Below are 20081 nucleotides of genomic sequence, written 5' to 3'. Positions count from 1 at the left end.
CGATGATCGCAAGGAGGACCGTACATGATCCAGCGTTTTATCGAACTTGGCGAAGGCTATTCCGATATATATGAGCTGATGGAGCTGGCGCGCGCCAACCACCACCGTTTATCCGGCTTTTTTGCTTTCCATACGGTGAAAAAAGGCCAGGCGGTCGTCTCCTTGGTTGTTGTGCTCCACCCAACCGACCCGGGCGACTTTCAACCGCTTTACATTTGCCGTGAAGGTGTTCCCGATCCCTCCGTCAAACCGAACAAACGGTACGATTTGTTTGCGGAAACCGCGAAAGAGCTTGGCTTTGGCGTCATCCATCTCGACGTCAAGCCGTCAACGATGTTCGCGGAACTCGACTTATATTATCAGCACTTAATCGGCATTATGCGAATGAACCGCTTCATCCCGCCGCTCCAATAGCCAAAAAAAGAGCAGGGCTAAGGCCCGCTCTTTTCTTTCATCCAAGCGGATACGGGGAGTCTTTCTCTTTCTCCCCTTTCGATTCAAACTCCAGCTTTAAAAACGGACGATACGACGGCTCAACGAGTTTGACGAACGGGAGCGCCGCCAGTTTTTTCATCACATGGTCGACTTGCTCCATGTCGCAGTACAGAACGGCATATTTCAGCCGCTTTGAAATATAGTGAATGTTGCCGAATTTGCGCAGCTGCTTCCCGTATTTCAATGAATGAAGCCAAACGATAATCCCTTGCCGTTTTGGAAACATAGTCCTTTCCCCTTTTTCTATGCTCGGCAGCCGCAGCCTCCGCCGGATCTGCAGCCGCCGGAACAGCCGGCTGACAGGAAGTACGGGTTCCCGGTCGGCACTTTGACATGTTCCGAGACAGCCTTGCCGATCAACACGCTAATGTCATCAAGCAGCTGTTGCAGCGCTTTTTCCGACTCTTTAAAGGCGGCCACCGTCTCATGCAAATCAAGCTCCCGTTTCGCCTCACGCACTTCTTTCATCACGTTGCGGTAATCGGGATGGTATTTGCCGAAGCGCTGCACCTCCTCATACCGCTCTTTCAGCTTGACGAAACGGGCGATCAGCTGCTGAGCGCGGCGGTCTTGTTTGAGCCGCCGAAACGCGCGGCGGTATTCATCCGCCACCTCCGACTCAATAACCATTTTCGCCAACGATTCTGCTTTATCCAAAATCTCGATGCGCTCGAGAGTAGCGATCCTCACAAATATAGCACCTCCATCTTTCATCATACCATGAATAAAAGGAAAATGGAAAGGGAGGAGATCATGAAGGAAAAGAAGAGCGCAAAAAAAGACTATCCGAAGGCAGAAAGAGACTCTGCCGGATAGCCTTGTCTCCTGTCGAGCTTTACGGGATCGTCACTTCAAATTCATGCATCATGCCGGTCATCTTTCCATCGTTATAGACGAGCTCAAGGCGGATCATATGCTTTCCGCTTGGCAGGCCGCGCACGATAAAGGCGGCCGTATACACTTCCGTCATTTTCTGTCCATTGAGATACACGTTGATATGGCCGCCCCCCTCTCCTTTGCGAAACGGAAATTGCGCGGCCAAACATTCCACGAGCACGTCATGCCCTTTCACTTCATATTTGACATGCCATGGGTGATTCGCTGTCGGCGCATGAACAGCGGCCGCTGCCGTCTCCGGCCGTCCGCCGGCATACGCCCATAACAGCACCACACACCCGAACCATACAAGCCATTTCGGCAAAGGCATCACTCCCTTTCAGAGCTAGTCTTTGCCGTTTGCCGCCAAATTAGTCGCGCAGCGCTTTAAACATTTGCCACATGAGAGAGGCCATCTGCAACGATTGGGAAATTTTTTCTACTTTATCGGGGATCGTCTGCCCGTAATGGCGCAAGGCGGCCAACTGGAGCGCCGACAGCTCGTGCGGACGGCGAGCGAGCAGCCGGTACCAGCGCGGCTGTTCACGAACAAACGCGCGCAACATCGGGTTTGCCTGCACATATTGCCATACATCTCTTCTCATTGCTACCACCCTTTAGTCTTGGCGAAACGAAAACGGATGCTCCTCTTTGTTGGGCCGTTGCGGACTGGCTCCTTGAAATTCAGACAGAATGCCCTGGATCGCAGCGAGGGCCTGTTGGACGCTTGCCAAGTGTTTTTGCACTTCTGCCGCGTCAAGCTGTCCAAGCATCGCCGCGAGCTTATCAAGCCATTTGCTTGCTCCCTTTTCCTCTCTTTTCTCCTTGCCGCCTGCGTCTCGGTACGGTTCCCATATGTCGTCATCCTCTCCGAACAAGTACCAGTCCTCATACACTTGCTTCCACGTCTTTTTGCCGCTGCGCACCTCTTGAATGAGTTTCGGGTGTTTTTTGACAAACTGTTTGAACTGTTCAACGGAAGGATGCAGAGGCTTGGCCATAACCGTTTTCATCCCTTTCATCCACTCATGCCTATCTGCCATATCATATCGCTCCCAGCAGGCAAAGGTGCGCCCAAATTTTCATAGCGGCGTCAGGAAATTTTGCGTATAATAATCGGCATAAACGCCGACGCCAAGGTGGGTAAATTCCGCATTCAGCATAATTTCCCGGTGCTTTTGGCTGTTCAGCCACCCAACCGTCGCCTCGACGCCATCTACTTGATGAGCGGCAATATTTTCCCCAGCGAGCTGAAATGAAACGCCCAAGGCGCCAAGCCGTTTGGATAAATCGCCGTATTGCGGCGATTCATGAGAGAAGAACTGGTGGTCATGCATATCCTGGCTATGCTTGGCGGCAGCCATGGCGGCTTTGCTGTCCCAGACAAGGGGGGGGAGCTCATGACGGCGGCGGATCAAGTTCGTCCAGTCAAAAATTTGCTTCGCATTGGCCGCATCGACCTGCCGCTGTTCTTTCTCTGACAACGGGGTAGCCGCGGGCAGGCGGCCGCGGTACACAAGCTCATACGGCCGCAGTTTCACAAACGTTTCTGCGTCCATGAGGCGAACAGCGGCCACACGGCCGGTAAACCGGTCGATGTACAGCTGGGCATACGCCTCTCCCACTTTAACGACCGGTCTTGAGGAATAATCTTGTTCCGACAGCTCAAACCGGTACGTCCCGCTGTTTAGTGTAATCTTAATGTTGGACAGGACGGGCATCGTTTGGAAAATCGTCTGCAGACGCTGGCCAATCGCAAACGGCTCGACGTTCACCTTTTCCCCGCCGACTAAAGCCGTGACGATTTTGCCGCCAAGCACCCCGATTTGGAAATACGATTCAGGGCGGCGGCTGTACACCCACCAATCGTAGCCATAAGCTGACGGATCAATTCGATCCGGCGCGCCGAACTGCTTTTCCGCCTCTTGCGCCGGCCGGCCGATCAACACAGCGACGCCGGCGGTTGCTTTCGGTTCTTTCAGCGTGTATCCATTTGTTTTGGGCTGCTCCGGAGGGCTTTGCGGCGGCGGACTCGGCACAAAATAGTAAAACCCGATCAATAAGAACAAAAAAAGAAAAAACCATTTCACACGGCAACTCCCGCTTTCTGCAACAATCTCCTTATTGCCATTATAGCCGTTTTTCACAGGCAAAAAAAAGGGGCGTCCAAAAAGACCGCCCTTCCCTTCAAGAAACAATGTCTGTCCGTATTCAGTCAATGGACGCGATGTTGTTCAGAAATCTCGCTAAGCGCACGGCCGGCGCTCTCATCCGAATAACGGTTCGTCGCCAAGTCGCCGAGGGCAACGATGCCGACTAAACGGCCGCCTTCAACGACCGGGAGACGGCGAATTTGATGGCGCGCCATGATGTCCGCCGCTTTTTGCACGGAATCGTCCGGCGACACCGTCACCAGCTCGCGGCTCATCACTTCGGTCACCGCCGTTGAACCCGGATGTTTTTCCGCGATGCCGCGCACGACTAAATCGCGGTCCGTAATCATTCCGACGAGGCGGCCTTGATCGACGATCGGAATGGCGCCAACATTAAATTCACGCATTTTTACAGCCACTTCATACATGTTGTCAAGCGGGGTGCAATATTGTACATCCGTCGACATGATGTCCCGAACCGTTTGCATTGTCCGTCTCTCCTTTCTGCTTTTATTGTGCATCCGGCAGCGAGAAAAAATGCAAGCAAAACAGAAACAATGGCAAACAATTCGTTGAAATGCAAACCGTTTTCGTACTATTATAAATGAGGGGACGATTTCCTTTTTGGCGCTTTACATACCTGCGTTGTTAGGAGGAAGAAACATGAAATTTGACAATAGCGGTCTTGAAAATCAAACGGTTGAACTGTCCCTCCTTGATGACATCATGGCGCGCCACGGTTTTGTACGCGCGGCGCAGTGGGATTACGAACGGGTCACATACGACCGGAAATACGTGATTAAAGAGGGAACATACTATTTGCGTGTTCAAGGGTACGCGATCGAAGGGGATGTCGACTCGCGCTATGCACTCATTAAACTGCTCACACCGATTTTAGGGAAACATTACTATCCGCATGGCGTTGAATATGGCGAAGATGAGCATTTTCCATCTTCCCTTGTCGGCCAATGCCAAAAAGTATTGGAGCAAGTCAAACGCGAAATTGAAAAGACGAAAGAGTAAAGAAAAAACGCATGAGAGCTCTTTTCTCATGCGTTTTTACGTCGCGACAAGCCGTTTGACCGTCACATCGACCGACTCGGCGCTGTATGGCGTCATCGCGGCGATCTCCTCAGCAATTTGCTGCTGCAGCTGCCGGCAAACCGCGAGTACCGACGCCCCATACCGGACGGATAGCTTCACGCTGATGCGGCAGCGGTCCTCTTGTGAAACAGCTACAAATATTTCGCAATCGTCCATTACAACGTCTTCCCATTCCCGCACACACATCATGACAATCGTCAACAGCGTCGCTTCTACGGCGCTCCGCTTCCGATGCCGGAACGTCTTCACCGCACTCCCCCCCCCCGCAGCGTATGAGCTATTTTTGTTATGTTATGCGATCCGGCCGGCCGATGCCACTTGCCTCTAAAATCCGAGCACTGCTTTAATCAGCGAGGTCGTCTGCCCACCCGGGTACAGGACGTAAAGAAGCAAATACACGATGACCCCCGTCGAAGCGCTGCCGAACCAAATAATGCTCGTCACCGGCCCAAGCCGGCGATGGCGGGAGCGGCTGTCTTTCAGCCCCGTCCAGATCGTCACAAGGCCAAATACGGCTCCCACTGTCGCCAACATGATATGGAAAATAAGAAACACCGTATAATAGACTTTGACATTCTCCGGTCCGCCGAAGCTCGTATTGCCAATAAACAACGTCCGCGACATGTAAATGATAAAAAACAACAGCGCAAAGACGGCGGCGGCCAACATCACCTTTTTATGCGCTTCCGTCCGTTTGCGGCTGATCAAATACCAGCCGTAAGCAACAAGCAAAGCGCTGATCACGATGCAACTTGTGCTGATCGTCGGTAAAATCGCCATCCGTTCTCTCCCTTTCCTTTCAACTCATCCCCTTGCAGCCAACACCGGTTTACAATTTCGTCGGCCGCGGCTCCATACCCATGTTCGGTTCTTTTTCCCGCTCTTTCCGATACCATTCGCTGAAAACAACGAACAGCATGATCCCGTATACGATTTCTTGAATAATTTTCATCAATACCCCGCCGAGCTGTTGGTCATGAAACGGCGACATCGACAAGAACATTTGCGGGCCTGTCAAATCAAGCGACGCCAAAGTCCCTTGCGGCACGCAAAGCGCCAAAGAAGCCATCCATGCCTTCGGGTCGGTGTACGTCGCATAAAGCGGCGTGTCCGTAAAAATGATCAGCGCGCAAGCCGGCGTCAACAGCATACCATTGGCGAAAATGTAGCCCATTTTTTTCAATCCCGACAACGTTTGCCAATCAGGCAGCTTGTTGACAAGCGGCCACCACATGCAAAACGCGGCGACAAAAATGACCGTAGTGACGACAGCGTGCAAAATCATATTCATTTTAACGGTGTCAAAAATCATCGGCACATGGTAAAGCGAAAACAAGCCGTTAAACAGCAGTAGAGCGATGACCGGCTTCGTCAGCAGCTGAAACGGGCGGCGCACCGCGGCGAAACGGAAGAGGCGCTCATACAGCGGCGCCGGAATGCCTAAAATGAAACATTGCGGCACGATCAAATACAGCACCGCCATTTGCACCATATGAGCAGTAAACGATAAATGGCCGAGCAGATCAAGCGGCGAACCTTTGCATACGTAAAGGAGCGCGATGCCGACCAAAAAGTACGCCTTCTGTTTGCCCGGAACCGGATCATCAAGGCCAAAGCGCTGCCGCCATGGCCCGGTGATCCCAATGTACAGCAACGCAACCGCCGCTAACACAAGCAAAAAAAACGGACTCCAAAGGGCGACGGGGCCAAACATTTGCAGCGATTGAAACATACGAATCCCCTCCTGATTTGTCCTTTCCCATTATACTACACGACGCCGCGCCAAGGCTATTGAAAAAGGGGAAACCGGCGCAAAACCGATTCCCCCTTTTCTTACCACCAAATAACTGTTGTAAACGCCCAAACAAGTAGAAGCATAACCGCCACACCGCCGTAAATAAACATCGCCGGGAATTCGTGGCCTTTATGGCTCATATGCATGAAATAATAAAGCTGGAACGCCACTTGCACAGCGGCAAGCAACAAAATAAACGGAACGACAAACCAATGGGAAAACTCTTCGTAACCAACGGCGGCGAAGGCAATGAGCGTCAACAAAATCATCAAAACGAATGCAATCAGTTGATGGCGCATCTCTTCCGCATTTTTGCGGCGACGGTATGCCAAATCGACGCGTTCATTTCCGGAGTTCGTTTGGTTCGCCATACGTTCACCCCACCATTCCCATTAAATATACGACGGTAAAAATGAACACCCAGACGACGTCGATAAAGTGCCAATAAAGGCTCGCGACGTAAAACTTCGGGGCATTATATAAGTTTAACCCGCGCTTGGCATTGCGAATCATCAATGTTAAAATCCAAAGCAATCCAAACGCAACGTGGGCGCCGTGCGTGCCGACGAGCGTGTAAAAGGCGGACGCGAAGGCGCTCGTCGTAAACTTATGGCCTTCATGCACATATTCATTGAACTCGTAAATTTCCAAGCCCAAAAAGCCGGCGCCAAGCAAAACGGTAATGCCAAACCAGAGCTGCATCTTTTTAAAATCAAAGTTTTTCATATGATAAATGGCATACACGCTCGTCAAGCTGCTGGTTAGCAGCAGCATGGTCGCCATAAATACGATCGGCATTTGGAACAGCTCCTCTGCCGAAGGGCCGCCGTTCGTTTTGTCTTTGAGCGCCAAATAGGTGGCAAAGAGAGAGGCGAACAGCACCGTCTCTCCGCCTAAAAACAGCCAAAAACCGAGAAACTTGTTTTTCCCTTCAAGGGTGGCGCGTTCCGGCGCCGCCGGAAACGTCTCGGCTGTCAGTTTTTCTTCCGCATGCATCAGGCGTTCGCCCCCTTCTTCTCAAGCTCAAGCACTTCTTCTTTATGGATATGGAAGCCATGGTCATCGATCACCGAACGCAGCAACATCGAACCGAGTGTGATCAGCAGGCCGAGAATGCCGACCGGCAAGCCCCATCCGGCGTCATTATGGTACGTAAAGCCGAATGCTGCAACAAACAGTCCAAACGAAATGACAAACGGCAAGAACGACGAATTGGGCATATGAATGTCACCAAGCGGTTCAGCCGGCGTCAATTCTTTTTTGCCTTCCATTTTTTCGAGCCAGAAAGCATCAAGCCCGCGGACGAGCGGCGTTTGAGCGAAGTTGTACACCGGCGGCGGCGAAGCGATCGCCCATTCGAGCGTGCGGCCGTCGCCCCATGCATCCCCCGCCGCTTTTTCGCCTTTTACCGTCGTAATCACAATGTTAATAAGTAAAATAACCGTCGCGGCTGCCATAAAGAATGCCCCAACCGTGCTGATCAAGTTGCCGGTTTCCCATCCTTGGTTCGGCAAATACGTAAAGACGCGGCGCGGCATCCCCATCAAGCCGAGGAAGTGCTGGATAAAGAATGTCAAATGGAAACCGATAAAGAACAGCCAGAACGTCATTTTGCCGAGCGTTTCATTCAGCATGCGGCCAAACATTTTCGGCCACCAATAATGCGTGCCGGCAAGCAAAGCGAACACAACCCCACCGACAATGACGTAATGGAAGTGCGCAACAACAAAATAGCTGTCATGGTATTGATAATCCGCCGCCGCCGACGCCAACATGACCCCGGTCACCCCGCCCATGACGAACGACGGAATAAACGCCACCGCATAATGCATTGGCGTCGTAAATTTGATGCTTCCGCCCCACATCGTAAACAGCCAGTTAAAAATTTTCACCCCGGTCGGCACCGCAATCGTCATCGTTGCGACAGAAAAGATGGCGTTCGCAATCGGTCCCATCCCGACGGTGAACATATGGTGCGCCCACACCATGAAGCCTAAGAACGCGATGAGCACGGTCGCAAACACCATTGACGAATAACCGAATAGGCGTTTGCGCGAGAACGTCGCGAAAATTTCCGAGAAAATACCGAATGCCGGCAAAACAAGAATGTAAACTTCCGGATGTCCAAACACCCAGAATAAGTGCTCCCAGATAATCGTATTACCACCGGCAGCGGGGTTAAAGAAGTTGCCGCCAAACAACCGGTCCATCATCATGAAAATCAAAGCAACCGTCAGCGGCGGGAATGCAAACAAGATAAGCGCCGACGTTACAAACGTCGCCCATGTGAACATCGGCATGCGCATAAACGTCATGCCCGGAGCGCGCATGTTGATGATCGTGACAAGGAAGTTAATCCCGCCTATCAACGTTCCAATACCGGAAATTTGCAATCCGAGCGTGTAAAAGTCGACACCGTGGTGCGCTTTCGAATCGAGCGCTAGCGATGCGTACGACGTCCAACCGGCGTCCGGCGCGCCTCCTAAAAACCACGAACAGTTTAAAAACAGGCCGCCGAAGAAAAAGAGCCAAAATCCGAGCGCGTTCAAGAACGGGAACGCAACGTCGCGCGCGCCGATCTGCAGCGGCACGACTGCGTTCATAAAGGCGAAAACAAGCGGCATCGCAGCCAAGAAAATCATCGTCGTTCCATGCATCGTCAGCACTTGGTTATACAAGCCGCCGACAAGGAAATCGTTGTTCGGCTTCGCGAGCTGAATGCGGATGAACAGCGCCTCAAGACCGCCAAGCAGGAAGAAAAATCCTCCGGCGATTAGATACAGATGGGCGATTTTTTTATGATCGACTGTTGTCAAGTAATCCCATAAAACGGCGCCGACACCCTTTTTGCGAGTGATCGTACTCACAGTGAAACCTCCCTTTTATACCTTATTCCACTTTTAAGCTCATTAAATATTTCGTCAACGCATCAATCTGCTCTTCTGTCAGTTCGCCATATGTACCTGTCATTTTGTTTCCAGGCTTTATGCTTTCGGGATCACGCAGCCATCTTTTCAAGTTTTCTTCATTGTGTTCTAAAATGCCGGCAATTCGTTCGCGATCGCCAAAGTTCGCCAAGTTCGGCGCTGTGCGTGCCTGTTCCGGACGCTTGTCTACCGGCGACACGGCATGGCAGCCGATACAGCTTTTGTTGAAAATCGCCTCGCCTTGTTTGGCAACCGGATCCGTCACAACCGGTTTTTTTGCATTTTGCATTTTTTCGACCCAAGCATCAAACTCCGTGCGCGGCAACGGACGCACTTTGAAATCCATCAAGGCATGCGACGGCCCGCAAAGCTCCGCACATTTGCCGTAAAAGACGCCGCCGGCTTTATCTGTCGCTTCTTGGTCAAAGACAAGCCAGAACTGGTTTTTGTTGTCCGTATTTGTATCCATTTTTCCACCGACCGCCGGAATCCAGAACGAGTGTTTGACATCCGACGCGACCAAGTTGAAATACACTTTTTCATTCGTCGGCACGACTAAATCTTGGCTCGTAATAATGCCGTAATCCGGGTACTCAAACTCCCACCAATACAAGTTGGCGCGCACGTTGACCACAACCGTGTCTTTATCACGGTTCTTGTCATTCATCGGCTTGACATCCGCCAGCTTAAACGTCGCCGATACCGTCGGCACCGCCAAAATCAGCAAGAGGATGATTGGAATGACAGTCCAAATAATTTCTAGTTTATGGCTTCCTTCCACTTGCTTCGGAATTTTGTTTTCTTCCCCCTTGCGCCGCCGGAAGCGGATGACAACATAGACGAAAATAATCGCTACAACGACAATGACGAGCACCATGATCGACGTGCTCAGCAACATGAGCGAGTACTGCATGTCCGCTACTTCGCCGGCAGGCTGGAGCGTCGACAAAAACGGCTTGCCGCAGCCGGCGAGCAACAGCGCCATCATTCCAAACAAAGAAAGTAAGCGCCAGTTACGCAGCCCTTTGTTCATAGCCTAATCAAACCCCTCTTTCTTTGATGTAGAAATATATACAAATTCTTTCATGATGAAAGAGATGAAAGAATTTCAAACGTTTACCATAAGGTGGCGATCACCATCGCCACGAATAGAATTGTCAAATAGTTGAGCGAATAGACGAACATCCATTTCGCCCACTTTAAGTCATCTTTCATTTTCAAGCCCCACAGCCCCAAAAACAGCCAGCCGATGTTCAGCAGCGTCGCGACCGTTAAAAACGGCGCGCCGAGCGAGAACAAATAAAACGGCAGCGGCAGCAAACAGGCCACCCAGACGATGATTTGCCGTTTTGTCATGGCGAAGCCGTGAACGACCGGCAGCATCGGAATGCCGGCAGCCCGGTACTCCTCGCACCTCTTCATCGCCAACGCCAAAAAATGCGGCGGCTGCCATAAAAACATGATCAAAAAGAGAACAAGCGGGACGACATGGAAACTTGGGTCAACCGCGGTCCAGCCGATCACCGGCGGCACGGCGCCGGAAATGCTGCCGACGACAGTGTTGAGCGTATAATGGCGCTTCGTCCAAAGCGTATAGAAAAAGACGTACGTCACCATGCCAATGAGCCCGACCACCGCTGCCGTAACCGTTGTTATGAGCAAGCTCATCGTGCCGACGGCGACCAGGGCAACTCCGAGCCAAAGTACGCGCCGCGGCTCCATCGTTCCAGTTACCGTCGGCCGCACTTTCGTCCGCTCCATATATTGATCGATGTCGCGGTCAATGTAGTTGTTAATGGCGCATGAACCTGCGATGACAAGCGCTGCCCCAAACAGCGTGAAAAAAACAAGATGCAGGTTCTCCAAAAAGTGTTCCCCAGTAAAATAAAACGCCAGCCACATCCCGGCGAACGTCGTAATCAAATTCGAATTGACGATTCCGATTTTCACAACAGACGATAACTCTCTCCAAACTGTCTTGACGCTCACATGCGAGCGATGACCGGCATCGGCCGCATCCTGGTGCACCGCTTTCAATTCGGCCATGTCTCCTGTTCCTCCTCATTGCGCCGCCCGGCGGGCAGACGCCGTGATCTTGGCTCCAATGCCCGAAATACGAAAACAAAAAAACAAAAGAACTAGGCAGGTTTATTTCTCTATATATTAAATCACATTTTTTTCTCATCATGTGAACTTTTTTTGAATAATTTGTGTCAAATTTTTGAATCCGTTAGGCGAAACCGGCCCGTTTGCCTATCCCATTAATATTTCTAGTAAACTTAATCGACTTATTCAATATGCAAACGTCATTTTGTGTTTCCGGTGGTCATCGTGTAAAATAGATTTGGTTTGGAACATCGTTGGCCGTTATCAACTGCACCACTTTTTACTAAATATGGACAAAATCATAATTCCTCAATACAAGAAGGTGAAGATTTTGCAACGTTCATTAAAATGGTTTGCGGCCGCGACAACCGTGGTCATGCTGTTTGTGCTGATCGGCGGAGCGCTCGTGACGAAAACCGGCTCCGGCATGGGGTGCGGCCGATCATGGCCGCTGTGCAACGGCCAGTGGGTGCCGGATGACATTACGCCTGAACTGGTCATTGAGCTGAGCCATCGACTTGTCTCCGGGCTTGCCGGCATCATGGTGCTCATTCTTTCCGTTTGGGCATGGCGGGTCATCGGCCATATGCGGGAGACAAAGTTTTTGGCAGTCGTCTCATTCGTTTTTCTCGTCCTGCAAGGATTAATCGGCGCCGCCGCGGTCGTCTGGGGGCAGTCCGATTTTGTGTTGGCCCTGCATTTCGGCATTTCGCTCATCTCATTTGCCGCTGTGCTGCTGTTGACGCTGCTCATTTTTGAAGCGGACAAAACGTTTTCCGCCGTCTCGCTTACGCTTGACAGGCCGATGCGCGTTCATATTTACGGGATCATTATTTACTCGTACATTGTCGTCTATACCGGGGCGCTCGTCCGCCATACGAACACCAGCCTCGCCTGTCCAAGCTGGCCGCTGTGCGCGAAAACGCGTCCTTTCCCGGTGCAGTTTCACGAATGGGTGCAAATGGGCCATCGGCTGGCGGCGGGGCTGATCGTCATCTGGATCGCCATCGCGGCGCTGCACGCCATCCGTCATTACCGAAGCCAACCGGTTATCTACTATGGATGGATCATTGCTCTTTTTCTCGTCCTCGCCCAGATGACAACTGGGGCGCTCGTTGTGTTCACTCAGTTGAACTTATACGTGGCTCTGGCGCACGCGTTTTTTATCTCCTGCCTGTTCGGCGTGCTCAGCTACTTGCTGCTCTTGGCGCTGCGCACCCGCCGTGCGCCGGGAAAAACGATGGCTCACCCGCCCGAGGAAACAGCGCCAACCGTGCTGAAATGGCGGTAATCCGCTGCAGAGAAAAAGGGATGCCCACAAAAACGCGGACATCCCTTTTTCATTATTTGGATAGCTCAATCAGCAAGTCGCCCGCCTGAATGGCATCGCCGCTTTTGACGTAAATGTCTTTGACAATGCCAGCAAACGGCGCCTGCACCGTCGTTTCCATTTTCATCGCTTCCGTGACCATCAAATGGTCGCCTTTATCCACTTTCTCCCCTTTTTCGACAAGCACTTTCACAACCGTACCCGGCATCGTCGCCGCAATATGGTTCGGATTCGTCCGGTCGGCCTTGATGCGCTCAGCAACGGCCGCTTTGATGCTCTCATCGCGGATGATGACTTCGCGCGGCTGGCCGTTCAGCTCGAAGTAGACGACGCGCGTGCCATCGGCCTGCGGTTGGCCGATCGACACGAGCTTGACGATGAGCGTTTTGCCGCGTTCAATCTCCACTTCAATTTCCTCGCCGAGGCGCATGCCGTACAGGAACGTCGGTGTATCGAGCACGGAAATATCGCCGTATTTTTCGACCGTGTCCGCATATTCTAAAAACACTTTCGGATAAAGCGCATAGGCAATGGCGTCAAAGTCGGTCACTTCGCGGCCGAGCTTGTCATGCAGCTCCCGCTTGATTTGCTCGAAGTCAACCGGCTCAAGCAGCTCACCCGGGCGGACGGTGATCGGTTCGCGCCCTTTCAAAATGATGCGCTGCAGCTCTTTCGGAAATCCGCCGTGCGGCTGGCCTAAATAGCCTTCGAAAAACTCGACGACCGAATCCGGGAAGTTGAGCGTTTCGCCGCGCTCAAAAATGTCTTGTTCGGTCAAGTTGTTTTGCACCATATACAGCGCCATGTCGCCGACGACTTTCGATGATGGCGTCACTTTGACGATATCGCCGAACAAGTCGTTCACACGGCGGTACATTTCTTTCACTTCATCCCAGCGGTCGCCGAGGCCGACCGCTTTCGCTTGCTGCTGCAAATTGCTGTATTGGCCGCCCGGCATCTCGTGCATGTATACTTCCGTATGCGGGGCGTTCATGCCGCTTTCAAACTCCTGATAAAACTTGCGCACATCTTCCCAATAGCGGGCCAACTGCTCCAAGCCATAAATGTCAACTTCCGGCGCCCGCTCTGTTCCTTCCAACGCATAGTAGAGCGTATTAGCGCTCGGCTGCGACGTCAAGCCGGCCATCGAGCTGACGGCGACATCAACAATGTCCACACCCGCTTCAATCGCTTTGGCGTACGTGTAAATGCCGTTGCCGCTCGTATCGTGCGTATGCAAATGGATCGGAATATCGACCGTTTCCTTAAGCGCGGAAATGAGTACGTACGCCGCCTGCGGCTTCAAAAGCCCTGCCATATCTTTAATGCCCAAAATGTGCGCTCCGGCTTGCTCGAGCTCTTTGGCGAGCGACTTGTAATAGTCCAAGTTGTACTTCGGCCGGCTCGGGTCCAAAATGTCGCCGGTGTAGCAAATGGCGGCCTCGGCGATTTTACCACTTTGCCGGACGGCATCGATCGCCACCGTCATTCCTTTCACCCAGTTTAAGCTGTCAAAAATGCGGAAGACATCGATGCCGGCTTGCGCTGATTTGTCGACGAACTCGCGGATGACGTTGTCGGGATAGTTTTTATACCCCACGGCGTTGGCCGAACGAAGCAGCATTTGGAACAGCACGTTCGGGATGCGCTCGCGCAGCTTGAGCAGCCGATCCCACGGATCTTCTTTCAAAAAGCGGTACGCCACATCAAACGTCGCTCCGCCCCACATCTCAAGCGAGAACAAATTCGGCAGCAAGCGCGCCGTCGGTTCGGCGATGCGCAGCATGTCGATCGTGCGCACGCGCGTCGCCAACAGCGACTGATGGGCGTCGCGGAACGTCGTATCAGTGAGCAGGACGCGCGGCTGTTCTTGAATCCAGCGAATGAGCCCCTCGGCGCCGCGTTCGTCCAACATTTGCTTCGTTCCGGCCGGGATCGGTTCGGTTTCGCTCAATTTCGGCACGCGCGGCTTGTCAAACACCGGCTTTTTCTTTTTGCCGATTCCAGGGAAGCCGTTGACCGTCACCGTGCCGATGTAGGTGAGCATTTTCGTCCCGCGGTCTTTCCGACGCGGAAACACAAACAATTCCGGCGTTGTGTCAATGAACGATGTATCATATTCCCCTGACAAAAACTTCGGATGCTGCACGACATTTTCCAAAAACGGGATGTTCGTTTTAATGCCGCGAATGCGGAATTCGCGCAAGTTGCGCAGCATTTTTCTGGCCGCCTGCTCAAACGTCAACGCCCATGTCGACACTTTCACGAGCAGCGAATCGTAATACGGCGTAATAACCGCTCCTTGGAAGGCATTGCCGGCGTCCAAGCGCACGCCAAAACCGCCGCCTGAGCGGTACGCCATAATTTTTCCCGTATCCGGCATAAAGTTGTTGAGCGGGTCCTCAGTCGTCACCCGCGACTGAATCGCATAGCCGTTAATGCGGATGTCTTCCTGCTTTGGAATGCCGACTTCCGGGCTGTGGAGTGAAAAGCCGTCGGCGATTAAAATTTGCGACTGGACGATGTCAATCCCCGTGGTCATTTCGGTGATCGTATGCTCGACTTGGATGCGCGGATTGACCTCAATGAAATAAAATTCATCGCCTGAGACAAGGAACTCAACCGTACCGGCGTTGACGTAGCCGACGCTTTTCATCAGTTTGACCGCCGCTTCACAAATGCGCTGGCGCAGCTCGTCCGACAGCGAGACGCTCGGCGCAACCTCAACGACTTTTTGGTGGCGGCGCTGCACCGAGCAGTCACGTTCGTAAAGATGGACAATGTTTCCTTCATGGTCGCCCAAAATTTGCACTTCAATGTGCTTTGGCTTTTCGATTAGCTTTTCGACATAGACGTCATCGCTGCCAAATGCCGCCTTCGCCTCTGATTTGGCGCGTTCAAACGCTTCTTTCACTTCAGACTTGGAACGGACGATGCGCATGCCGCGTCCGCCGCCGCCCAGCGCCGCCTTGATGATGAACGGATATCCGTGCGTTTCGGCAAAGCGGACGACATCCTCAAGGCCGCCGACCGGTCCGTCGCTGCCCGGGATGACCGGAATGCCCACTTTCATGGCCGCATGGCGCGCTTTTACCTTGTCGCCAAACATGTCGAGGTGATCCTCGTTTGGGCCGATGAAAATAATCCCTTCCTCGCGGCACCGTTTCGCAAATTGGATATTTTCCGACAAAAACCCATACCCCGGATGGATGGCATCAACGTCGTGAGCTTTGGCGATTTCGATGATGCCCTCGATGTCCAAATACGCTTCAATCGGCTTTTTCCCTTCGCCGACCAAATACGCTTCATCCGCCTTATAGCGGTGGTACGAACCAACATCTTCCTTCGAGTAAATGGCTACAGTGCGGATGCCGAGCTCCGTGCAGGCGCGGAAGACGCGAATGGCGATCTCCCCGCGGTTGGCTACAAGTACTTTGTGAATTCGTCTTGTCCTCATCGTCTCTCCTCCTTTCTAAATTAAACTATAAAAGTTTTGCCGTTTTGTAAATACACTTTCTAGAAAGTCAGACCTTTTTTTGACGCGTTCACGGCTTGTTTTTCGCTTTTTTTGTATCGCTGTTCATACTTCGTAAACATCGAAATGTTCACCAGTAAGCCGAGCGAGGCCATTATCAGGACGAGCGATGTCCCCCCGTAGCTGACGAGCGGCAGCGGCACCCCGGTGATGGGAATGAGCCCGACGACTCCGCCGACGTTAATAAACGTCTGGAAGCCGATCATGACGGAAATGCCGATGGCGAGCAAGCTGCCGAACGCATCAGTCGAGCGGCGGGCGATCCACAATCCGCGCAGCACGATAAACGCCAATAGCCCAAGCGTGAACATGACGCCGAACAAACCGAGCTCTTCGGCAATGACGGCCATAATAAAGTCGGTGTGCGACTCCGGCAAATAGCCGTACTTTTGGATGCCTTTTCCGAGCCCAAGCCCTTTCAGCCCGCCGATCCCGATCGCCAAATACGAATTGACGAGCTGATAGCCGTCCGTATCCGCATATTGAAACGGATCCAAAAAACTGTAAAGGCGCGACAACCGTTCTCTTGAAAAAATCTTTTTGCCCATGAACGGAAGCCAAAGCGGCGACAGCATCACGGCGATCAAAGCGAAAAAGAGCAGCTGCTTGAAAAGCAACGTAAGGCGCAGTCCAGACGAAAGAATGATGCACACCGCGATGACAAAAACGATAAACGCCGTGCCGAAGTCCGGCTGAATGGCGATCAACGCACAAATAAACAGCGTATAGTAAATGGGGAATAAATTGCTTTTCACCGGCTCAGCCAGCCGTTTCCGCTTGTTGGCAAACGCCGCCGACAAGTACAAAATCAGGCCGAGCTTGGCCAGCTCCGCCGGCTGGATGGAAAGCGCCCCAACGCGAAACCAGCTTGTCGCATTGTTGGCCGTATGGCCAAGGAACGCAACCGCGATCAGCATCAGCGGGGAAGCGAAGAAAACGAATTTCACGAATCGTTCTTTTCGCCACACTTTATACGGAATAATAGCCATCATGGCAAAGGCAGCGAGCGCGGCGATGAGCCAATGCTTTTGCCGCTCATAAAAATAGTCGCTCGGCACCTCAAAACGGATGACGGCCGTCACCATGCTCGCGCTGTACACCATAATCAGGCCGAACAACGACAGCATAATGACCGCGGCCATGAGCGGATAATCGTAACATTTCAACACTTTCTTCCATAATTGTCGATCCATCGTCCCTCTTCCCTGTTTGCACGTATGTACATAAATCATTCGCAGCAGCGCGCCGATTTCCTGCCCAAAAACAGAAAAACTCAAACGACGGCAGGCCAATCGTTTGAGTTGCCATGTATCGTTATCGTACGCGCTTTTTTGTCACTGCTTCATGCAACGCGGAAAGCTCGCGCTCAAGCCGGTCAAGGAGCGCCTTTCCGTCTTTGGCCTCCACAAGCCCGAGGCGCACCGCAAAGTCGATTTCCCGCGACAAGCCGAACATTTGCGTGTCCAACACTTCCTCATAGAGCGGACATTGCGGCATCGTCAAATGATCCATTTGCACGCGGATGAGCTGAATAATTTTTTCCGCATCGGCTTGCAGCAGCGCGTACGCCTTTTCGCGATAGCCCATCGATTCGTCCGTCACATCGATCCCTCCGTTCTCTCCCCTATCCTTCTTTAAATCTTAACGTGAAACAAGCCATTTTGCAAGTTGAAACCATTGACAGCAATCCGGCTTGGAACATGACAAACGCTTTATTTATTATTATACTAAACTAAAAACAGCGGCAACATGCAGAGGAGAGGGTGTCTTGATGAGCGATATTATCATGCTGACGGGAAAGGTCAACTTTACGATTACGCTCGACCCTGGCGTCTGGATTTTCGATGACCGAAAAGTCGATTTGGACACGTATTTTTCGCATCCGAAACCGGATCAAGCCGGGGCAGGGCAAGAGGAAGAAGAAATCAAAAAGCGGTCGGTGTTTTGGGACCGGGAAATTCAGGAGGGGGCCGTCTTTCCGCCCACATTGAAAACCGAGCGGCGTTTTTTGAAGGAGAAAATCATCACCGGTTCGTTCGGCATGCCGTTTGCTCCGTTTTTGCAAAACGCTGAACCGCACGAAGACGCTTCTGAACTTGTCGTCGTGACGGAAAGCGGGGAAACGGTGATCCCGCTCGACAAAGCACACGATTTGATTTTTGCTTTTTCTAAAAACGGAAAGCCGCTGCGCGATGACGGTCCGGTGCACATTTATTTCGGCGACGGCTCGAACCGCGAAGCGCCGATTACCCATGTGCGCCAGCTCATCGTCCGCTGACCAGACGCTCCGTCAAGAGGACGTCCGGTTTTCGGTCGGCCGTGAGGGGCCGCCATTCCTGTTCGTTCGCGTGACGCAGGATTGGCAGCCTCCCAAGCGGCCGGTTGGAAGACGAGGGCTAAAGCAAGTCGGCAGCGAGCTGGGCGAGCTCGGAACGCTCTCCTTTGACAAGGCGGATATGACCGGCGATTTTTTGGTCTTTGAATTTCTCGACCACATACGTCAAGCCGTTGTTGTATTCATCCAAATATGGATGGTCGATCTGTTCCGGATCGCCCATTAAAATGATTTTGCTTTTTTCGCCGACACGCGTCAAAATCGTCTTCACTTCATGCTTTGTCAAGTTTTGCGCCTCATCAATAATGATGAACTGCTCCGGCAGGCTGCGGCCGCGAATGTAGGTGAGCGCCTCGACTTCAATCGAGCTCATGCCGGCTAAAATGGCGTCCAATTCCCCCGGCTTTTTCGTGTTGAACAAATACTCAAGGTTGTCAAAAATCGGCTGCATCCACGGGCGCAGCTTTTCTTCCTTTTCCCCGGGCAAAAAGCCGAGGTCTTTCCCCATCGGCACGATCGGGCGCGCGACAAGCAGCTTTTTGTACGTGCGCAAGTCTTCAGTCTGCATGAGCCCGGCAGCAAGCGCGAGCAGCGTTTTCCCGGTTCCAGCCTTGCCGATTAACGTCACGAGCGGAATATCGTCGCGCATAAGCAGCTCAAACGCCATCGTTTGCTGCACGTTGCGCGGGCGAATGCCCCATATATGCTCATGATGAAAAATCAGCTTCTTCACCTTTTTGCCGTTTTGGTCGACGATGCCAATCGCCGAAGCGGAACTGCCGAATGCGTCTTTCATAATAATAAACTGATTCGGGTAAAACGGGTGATCAGCGATATCGGCCAACACGAGCTCCCCTTTATCATAAAACCGTTGCAGGTGATCTCTCCCTATGTACAGTTCCAAAAACCCGGTGTAAATATGGTCGATGTCAACGACGCGGTCGCTTAAGAAGTCTTCGGCCTGCAGCCCGATGGCATCCGCTTTCACGCGCACGAGCGCATCTTTGCTCACCAAAATGACCGAACGTCCGTCCTCTTTCGCTTGTTCCTCAAGCGATAAGTTTTTCGCCACCGCCAAAATGCGGTTGTCGTTCGTTTTTTCGACAAAAATTTCCTGAAGCTGATGGAATGAACGGTGGTTCAGTTCAATGCGCAGCACCCCTCCGTTTTCAAGCGGAATTTTCTCGTGCAGCTTGCCGTTCTCGCGCAGGCGGTCGATCAGCTTCGACACCTGGCGGGCGTTTCTCCCGACCTCATCCATATACCGCTTTTTCGAATCCACTTCCTCCAGGACGACAGCCGGAATGACGACCTCGTTGTCCTCGAACGAAAAAATTGAATACGGGTCTTGCAAGAGGACGTTTGTATCAAGCACATAGATTTTCTTTCCCAAATTCCGCTTCCCCCTAGCGTCCGTTTTCCGCC

General features: G+C 52.3%; 23 protein-coding genes. 4 read left to right on the top strand and 19 right to left on the bottom strand.

Annotation, left to right across the window (positions count from 1 at the left end; genetic code table 11):
- Positions 1 to 24: 24 nt before the first annotated feature.
- Positions 25 to 414, top strand: coding sequence for a methylthioribose kinase (locus tag NSQ51_RS05320; RefSeq protein ID WP_121649920.1), 390 nt, complete (start codon positions 25 to 27; stop codon positions 412 to 414).
- Between the two features lie 37 nt (positions 415 to 451).
- On the opposite strand, the gene NSQ51_RS05315 is transcribed toward NSQ51_RS05320, so the two are convergent.
- The 7 genes from NSQ51_RS05315 to NSQ51_RS05285 all read right to left on the bottom strand — a co-directional run bounded on the left by NSQ51_RS05315 (position 452) and on the right by NSQ51_RS05285 (position 4012).
- The gene (locus NSQ51_RS05315; protein ID WP_033016181.1) at positions 452 to 721 is read right to left on the bottom strand and encodes a YlbG family protein; all 270 of its coding nucleotides are present in this window, start codon (positions 719 to 721) and stop codon (positions 452 to 454) included.
- Positions 722 to 738: 17 nt separating this feature from the next.
- On the bottom strand, positions 739 to 1185 hold the full coding sequence (locus NSQ51_RS05310; RefSeq protein WP_049624347.1) for a YlbF family regulator: 447 nt from the start codon (positions 1183 to 1185) through the stop codon (positions 739 to 741).
- Positions 1186 to 1330: 145 nt separating this feature from the next.
- On the bottom strand, positions 1331 to 1702 hold the full coding sequence (locus NSQ51_RS05305) for a hypothetical protein (protein WP_033010268.1): 372 nt from the start codon (positions 1700 to 1702) through the stop codon (positions 1331 to 1333).
- Between the two features lie 40 nt (positions 1703 to 1742).
- Entirely contained in the window at positions 1743 to 1976 is a 234-nt protein-coding gene (locus tag NSQ51_RS05300; RefSeq protein ID WP_033010269.1) for a YlbE-like family protein, read from the bottom strand.
- Between the two features lie 12 nt (positions 1977 to 1988).
- Positions 1989 to 2372, bottom strand: coding sequence for a YlbD family protein (locus NSQ51_RS05295; RefSeq protein ID WP_033010270.1), 384 nt, complete (start codon positions 2370 to 2372; stop codon positions 1989 to 1991).
- An 81-nt stretch (positions 2373 to 2453) separates the two neighbouring features.
- Positions 2454 to 3461: a CAP domain-containing protein gene (locus NSQ51_RS05290; protein ID WP_033016182.1), complete on the bottom strand. Its 1008-nt coding sequence runs from the start codon at positions 3459 to 3461 to the stop codon at positions 2454 to 2456.
- Positions 3462 to 3586: 125 nt separating this feature from the next.
- Complete coding sequence (locus NSQ51_RS05285) at positions 3587 to 4012, bottom strand: CBS domain-containing protein (protein ID WP_033010272.1); 426 nt, start codon at positions 4010 to 4012, stop codon at positions 3587 to 3589.
- A gap of 175 nt (positions 4013 to 4187) precedes the next feature.
- Here NSQ51_RS05285 and NSQ51_RS05280 point away from each other — a divergent pair, with 175 nt between their 5' ends.
- Positions 4188 to 4547 carry a YugN family protein gene (locus NSQ51_RS05280; RefSeq protein WP_033016183.1) on the top strand — a complete coding sequence of 120 codons (360 nt, stop codon included), beginning with the start codon at positions 4188 to 4190 and terminating at the stop codon, positions 4545 to 4547.
- 36 nt (positions 4548 to 4583) lie between these two features.
- Here NSQ51_RS05280 and NSQ51_RS05275 read toward each other — a convergent pair whose 3' ends face one another.
- The 8 genes from NSQ51_RS05275 to cyoE all read right to left on the bottom strand — a co-directional run bounded on the left by NSQ51_RS05275 (position 4584) and on the right by cyoE (position 11396).
- A complete protein-coding gene (locus NSQ51_RS05275; protein WP_033016185.1) occupies positions 4584 to 4877 on the bottom strand; it encodes an Asp23/Gls24 family envelope stress response protein in 294 nt (97 codons plus the stop codon).
- Between the two features lie 75 nt (positions 4878 to 4952).
- Complete coding sequence (locus tag NSQ51_RS05270; RefSeq protein ID WP_033010275.1) at positions 4953 to 5408, bottom strand: DUF420 domain-containing protein; 456 nt, start codon at positions 5406 to 5408, stop codon at positions 4953 to 4955.
- Positions 5409 to 5457: 49 nt separating this feature from the next.
- The gene (ctaG, locus tag NSQ51_RS05265; protein ID WP_033016186.1) at positions 5458 to 6360 is read right to left on the bottom strand and encodes a cytochrome c oxidase assembly factor CtaG; all 903 of its coding nucleotides are present in this window, start codon (positions 6358 to 6360) and stop codon (positions 5458 to 5460) included.
- Positions 6361 to 6461: 101 nt separating this feature from the next.
- Positions 6462 to 6794, bottom strand: a complete 333-nt coding sequence (gene ctaF, locus NSQ51_RS05260; RefSeq protein WP_033016187.1) for a cytochrome c oxidase subunit IVB — start codon at positions 6792 to 6794, stop codon at positions 6462 to 6464.
- A gap of 4 nt (positions 6795 to 6798) precedes the next feature.
- Entirely contained in the window at positions 6799 to 7419 is a 621-nt protein-coding gene (ctaE, locus tag NSQ51_RS05255; RefSeq protein ID WP_033016188.1) for a cytochrome c oxidase subunit III, read from the bottom strand.
- Entirely contained in the window at positions 7419 to 9290 is a 1872-nt protein-coding gene (gene ctaD, locus NSQ51_RS05250) for a cytochrome c oxidase subunit I (RefSeq protein WP_033016189.1), read from the bottom strand. Before ctaD ends, ctaE begins: the two co-directional genes overlap by 1 nt.
- Positions 9291 to 9312: 22 nt before the next feature.
- Entirely contained in the window at positions 9313 to 10383 is a 1071-nt protein-coding gene (gene coxB / locus NSQ51_RS05245; protein ID WP_033016190.1) for a cytochrome c oxidase subunit II, read from the bottom strand.
- Positions 10384 to 10466: 83 nt separating this feature from the next.
- Complete coding sequence (cyoE, locus tag NSQ51_RS05240; RefSeq protein ID WP_033016191.1) at positions 10467 to 11396, bottom strand: heme o synthase; 930 nt, start codon at positions 11394 to 11396, stop codon at positions 10467 to 10469.
- A 391-nt stretch (positions 11397 to 11787) separates the two neighbouring features.
- On the opposite strand from cyoE, the gene NSQ51_RS05235 reads away from it, so the two are divergent.
- Positions 11788 to 12747, top strand: coding sequence for a heme A synthase (locus tag NSQ51_RS05235; RefSeq protein WP_049624550.1), 960 nt, complete (start codon positions 11788 to 11790; stop codon positions 12745 to 12747).
- Positions 12748 to 12799: 52 nt separating this feature from the next.
- On the opposite strand, the gene pyc is transcribed toward NSQ51_RS05235, so the two are convergent.
- From pyc to NSQ51_RS05220, 3 genes are all read right to left on the bottom strand, one after another.
- Positions 12800 to 16243, bottom strand: a complete 3444-nt coding sequence (gene pyc, locus NSQ51_RS05230) for a pyruvate carboxylase (protein ID WP_049624549.1) — start codon at positions 16241 to 16243, stop codon at positions 12800 to 12802.
- A 59-nt stretch (positions 16244 to 16302) separates the two neighbouring features.
- Positions 16303 to 17514, bottom strand: a complete 1212-nt coding sequence (locus NSQ51_RS05225) for an FtsW/RodA/SpoVE family cell cycle protein (RefSeq protein ID WP_033016195.1) — start codon at positions 17512 to 17514, stop codon at positions 16303 to 16305.
- Positions 17515 to 17635: 121 nt separating this feature from the next.
- Positions 17636 to 17923 carry a YlaN family protein gene (locus NSQ51_RS05220; protein WP_033008511.1) on the bottom strand — a complete coding sequence of 96 codons (288 nt, stop codon included), beginning with the start codon at positions 17921 to 17923 and terminating at the stop codon, positions 17636 to 17638.
- A gap of 169 nt (positions 17924 to 18092) precedes the next feature.
- Here NSQ51_RS05220 and NSQ51_RS05215 point away from each other — a divergent pair, with 169 nt between their 5' ends.
- Entirely contained in the window at positions 18093 to 18599 is a 507-nt protein-coding gene (locus NSQ51_RS05215; RefSeq protein ID WP_049624548.1) for a hypothetical protein, read from the top strand.
- Positions 18600 to 18717: 118 nt separating this feature from the next.
- On the opposite strand, the gene NSQ51_RS05210 is transcribed toward NSQ51_RS05215, so the two are convergent.
- Positions 18718 to 20049, bottom strand: coding sequence for a PhoH family protein (locus NSQ51_RS05210; protein ID WP_049624547.1), 1332 nt, complete (start codon positions 20047 to 20049; stop codon positions 18718 to 18720).
- Between the last annotated feature and the right edge of the window lie 32 nt (positions 20050 to 20081).

Origin of the sequence: Geobacillus sp. FSL K6-0789 (genome assembly GCF_038593135.1) — a bacterium.
GTDB classification, from domain to species: Bacteria; Bacillota; Bacilli; order Bacillales; family Anoxybacillaceae; genus Geobacillus; species Geobacillus stearothermophilus.
Note: the sequence above shows the minus strand (reverse complement) of the source record. Positions and strands in the feature narration are given on the sequence as shown.

Coding starts and splice junctions, on each gene's coding strand:
- NSQ51_RS05320 (WP_121649920.1), top strand. CDS start 25: ATGATCCAGCGTTTTATCGAACTTGGCGAAGGCTATTCCGATATATAT.
- NSQ51_RS05315 (WP_033016181.1), bottom strand. CDS start 721: ATGTTTCCAAAACGGCAAGGGATTATCGTTTGGCTTCATTCATTGAAA.
- NSQ51_RS05305 (WP_033010268.1), bottom strand. CDS start 1,702: ATGCCTTTGCCGAAATGGCTTGTATGGTTCGGGTGTGTGGTGCTGTTA.
- NSQ51_RS05300 (WP_033010269.1), bottom strand. CDS start 1,976: ATGAGAAGAGATGTATGGCAATATGTGCAGGCAAACCCGATGTTGCGC.
- NSQ51_RS05295 (WP_033010270.1), bottom strand. CDS start 2,372: ATGGCCAAGCCTCTGCATCCTTCCGTTGAACAGTTCAAACAGTTTGTC.
- NSQ51_RS05285 (WP_033010272.1), bottom strand. CDS start 4,012: ATGCAAACGGTTCGGGACATCATGTCGACGGATGTACAATATTGCACC.
- NSQ51_RS05280 (WP_033016183.1), top strand. CDS start 4,188: ATGAAATTTGACAATAGCGGTCTTGAAAATCAAACGGTTGAACTGTCC.
- NSQ51_RS05270 (WP_033010275.1), bottom strand. CDS start 5,408: ATGGCGATTTTACCGACGATCAGCACAAGTTGCATCGTGATCAGCGCT.
- ctaG (WP_033016186.1), bottom strand. CDS start 6,360: ATGTTTCAATCGCTGCAAATGTTTGGCCCCGTCGCCCTTTGGAGTCCG.
- ctaF (WP_033016187.1), bottom strand. CDS start 6,794: ATGGCGAACCAAACGAACTCCGGAAATGAACGCGTCGATTTGGCATAC.
- ctaE (WP_033016188.1), bottom strand. CDS start 7,419: ATGCATGCGGAAGAAAAACTGACAGCCGAGACGTTTCCGGCGGCGCCG.
- coxB (WP_033016190.1), bottom strand. CDS start 10,383: ATGAACAAAGGGCTGCGTAACTGGCGCTTACTTTCTTTGTTTGGAATG.
- cyoE (WP_033016191.1), bottom strand. CDS start 11,396: ATGGCCGAATTGAAAGCGGTGCACCAGGATGCGGCCGATGCCGGTCAT.
- pyc (WP_049624549.1), bottom strand. CDS start 16,243: ATGAGGACAAGACGAATTCACAAAGTACTTGTAGCCAACCGCGGGGAG.
- NSQ51_RS05225 (WP_033016195.1), bottom strand. CDS start 17,514: ATGGATCGACAATTATGGAAGAAAGTGTTGAAATGTTACGATTATCCG.
- NSQ51_RS05215 (WP_049624548.1), top strand. CDS start 18,093: ATGAGCGATATTATCATGCTGACGGGAAAGGTCAACTTTACGATTACG.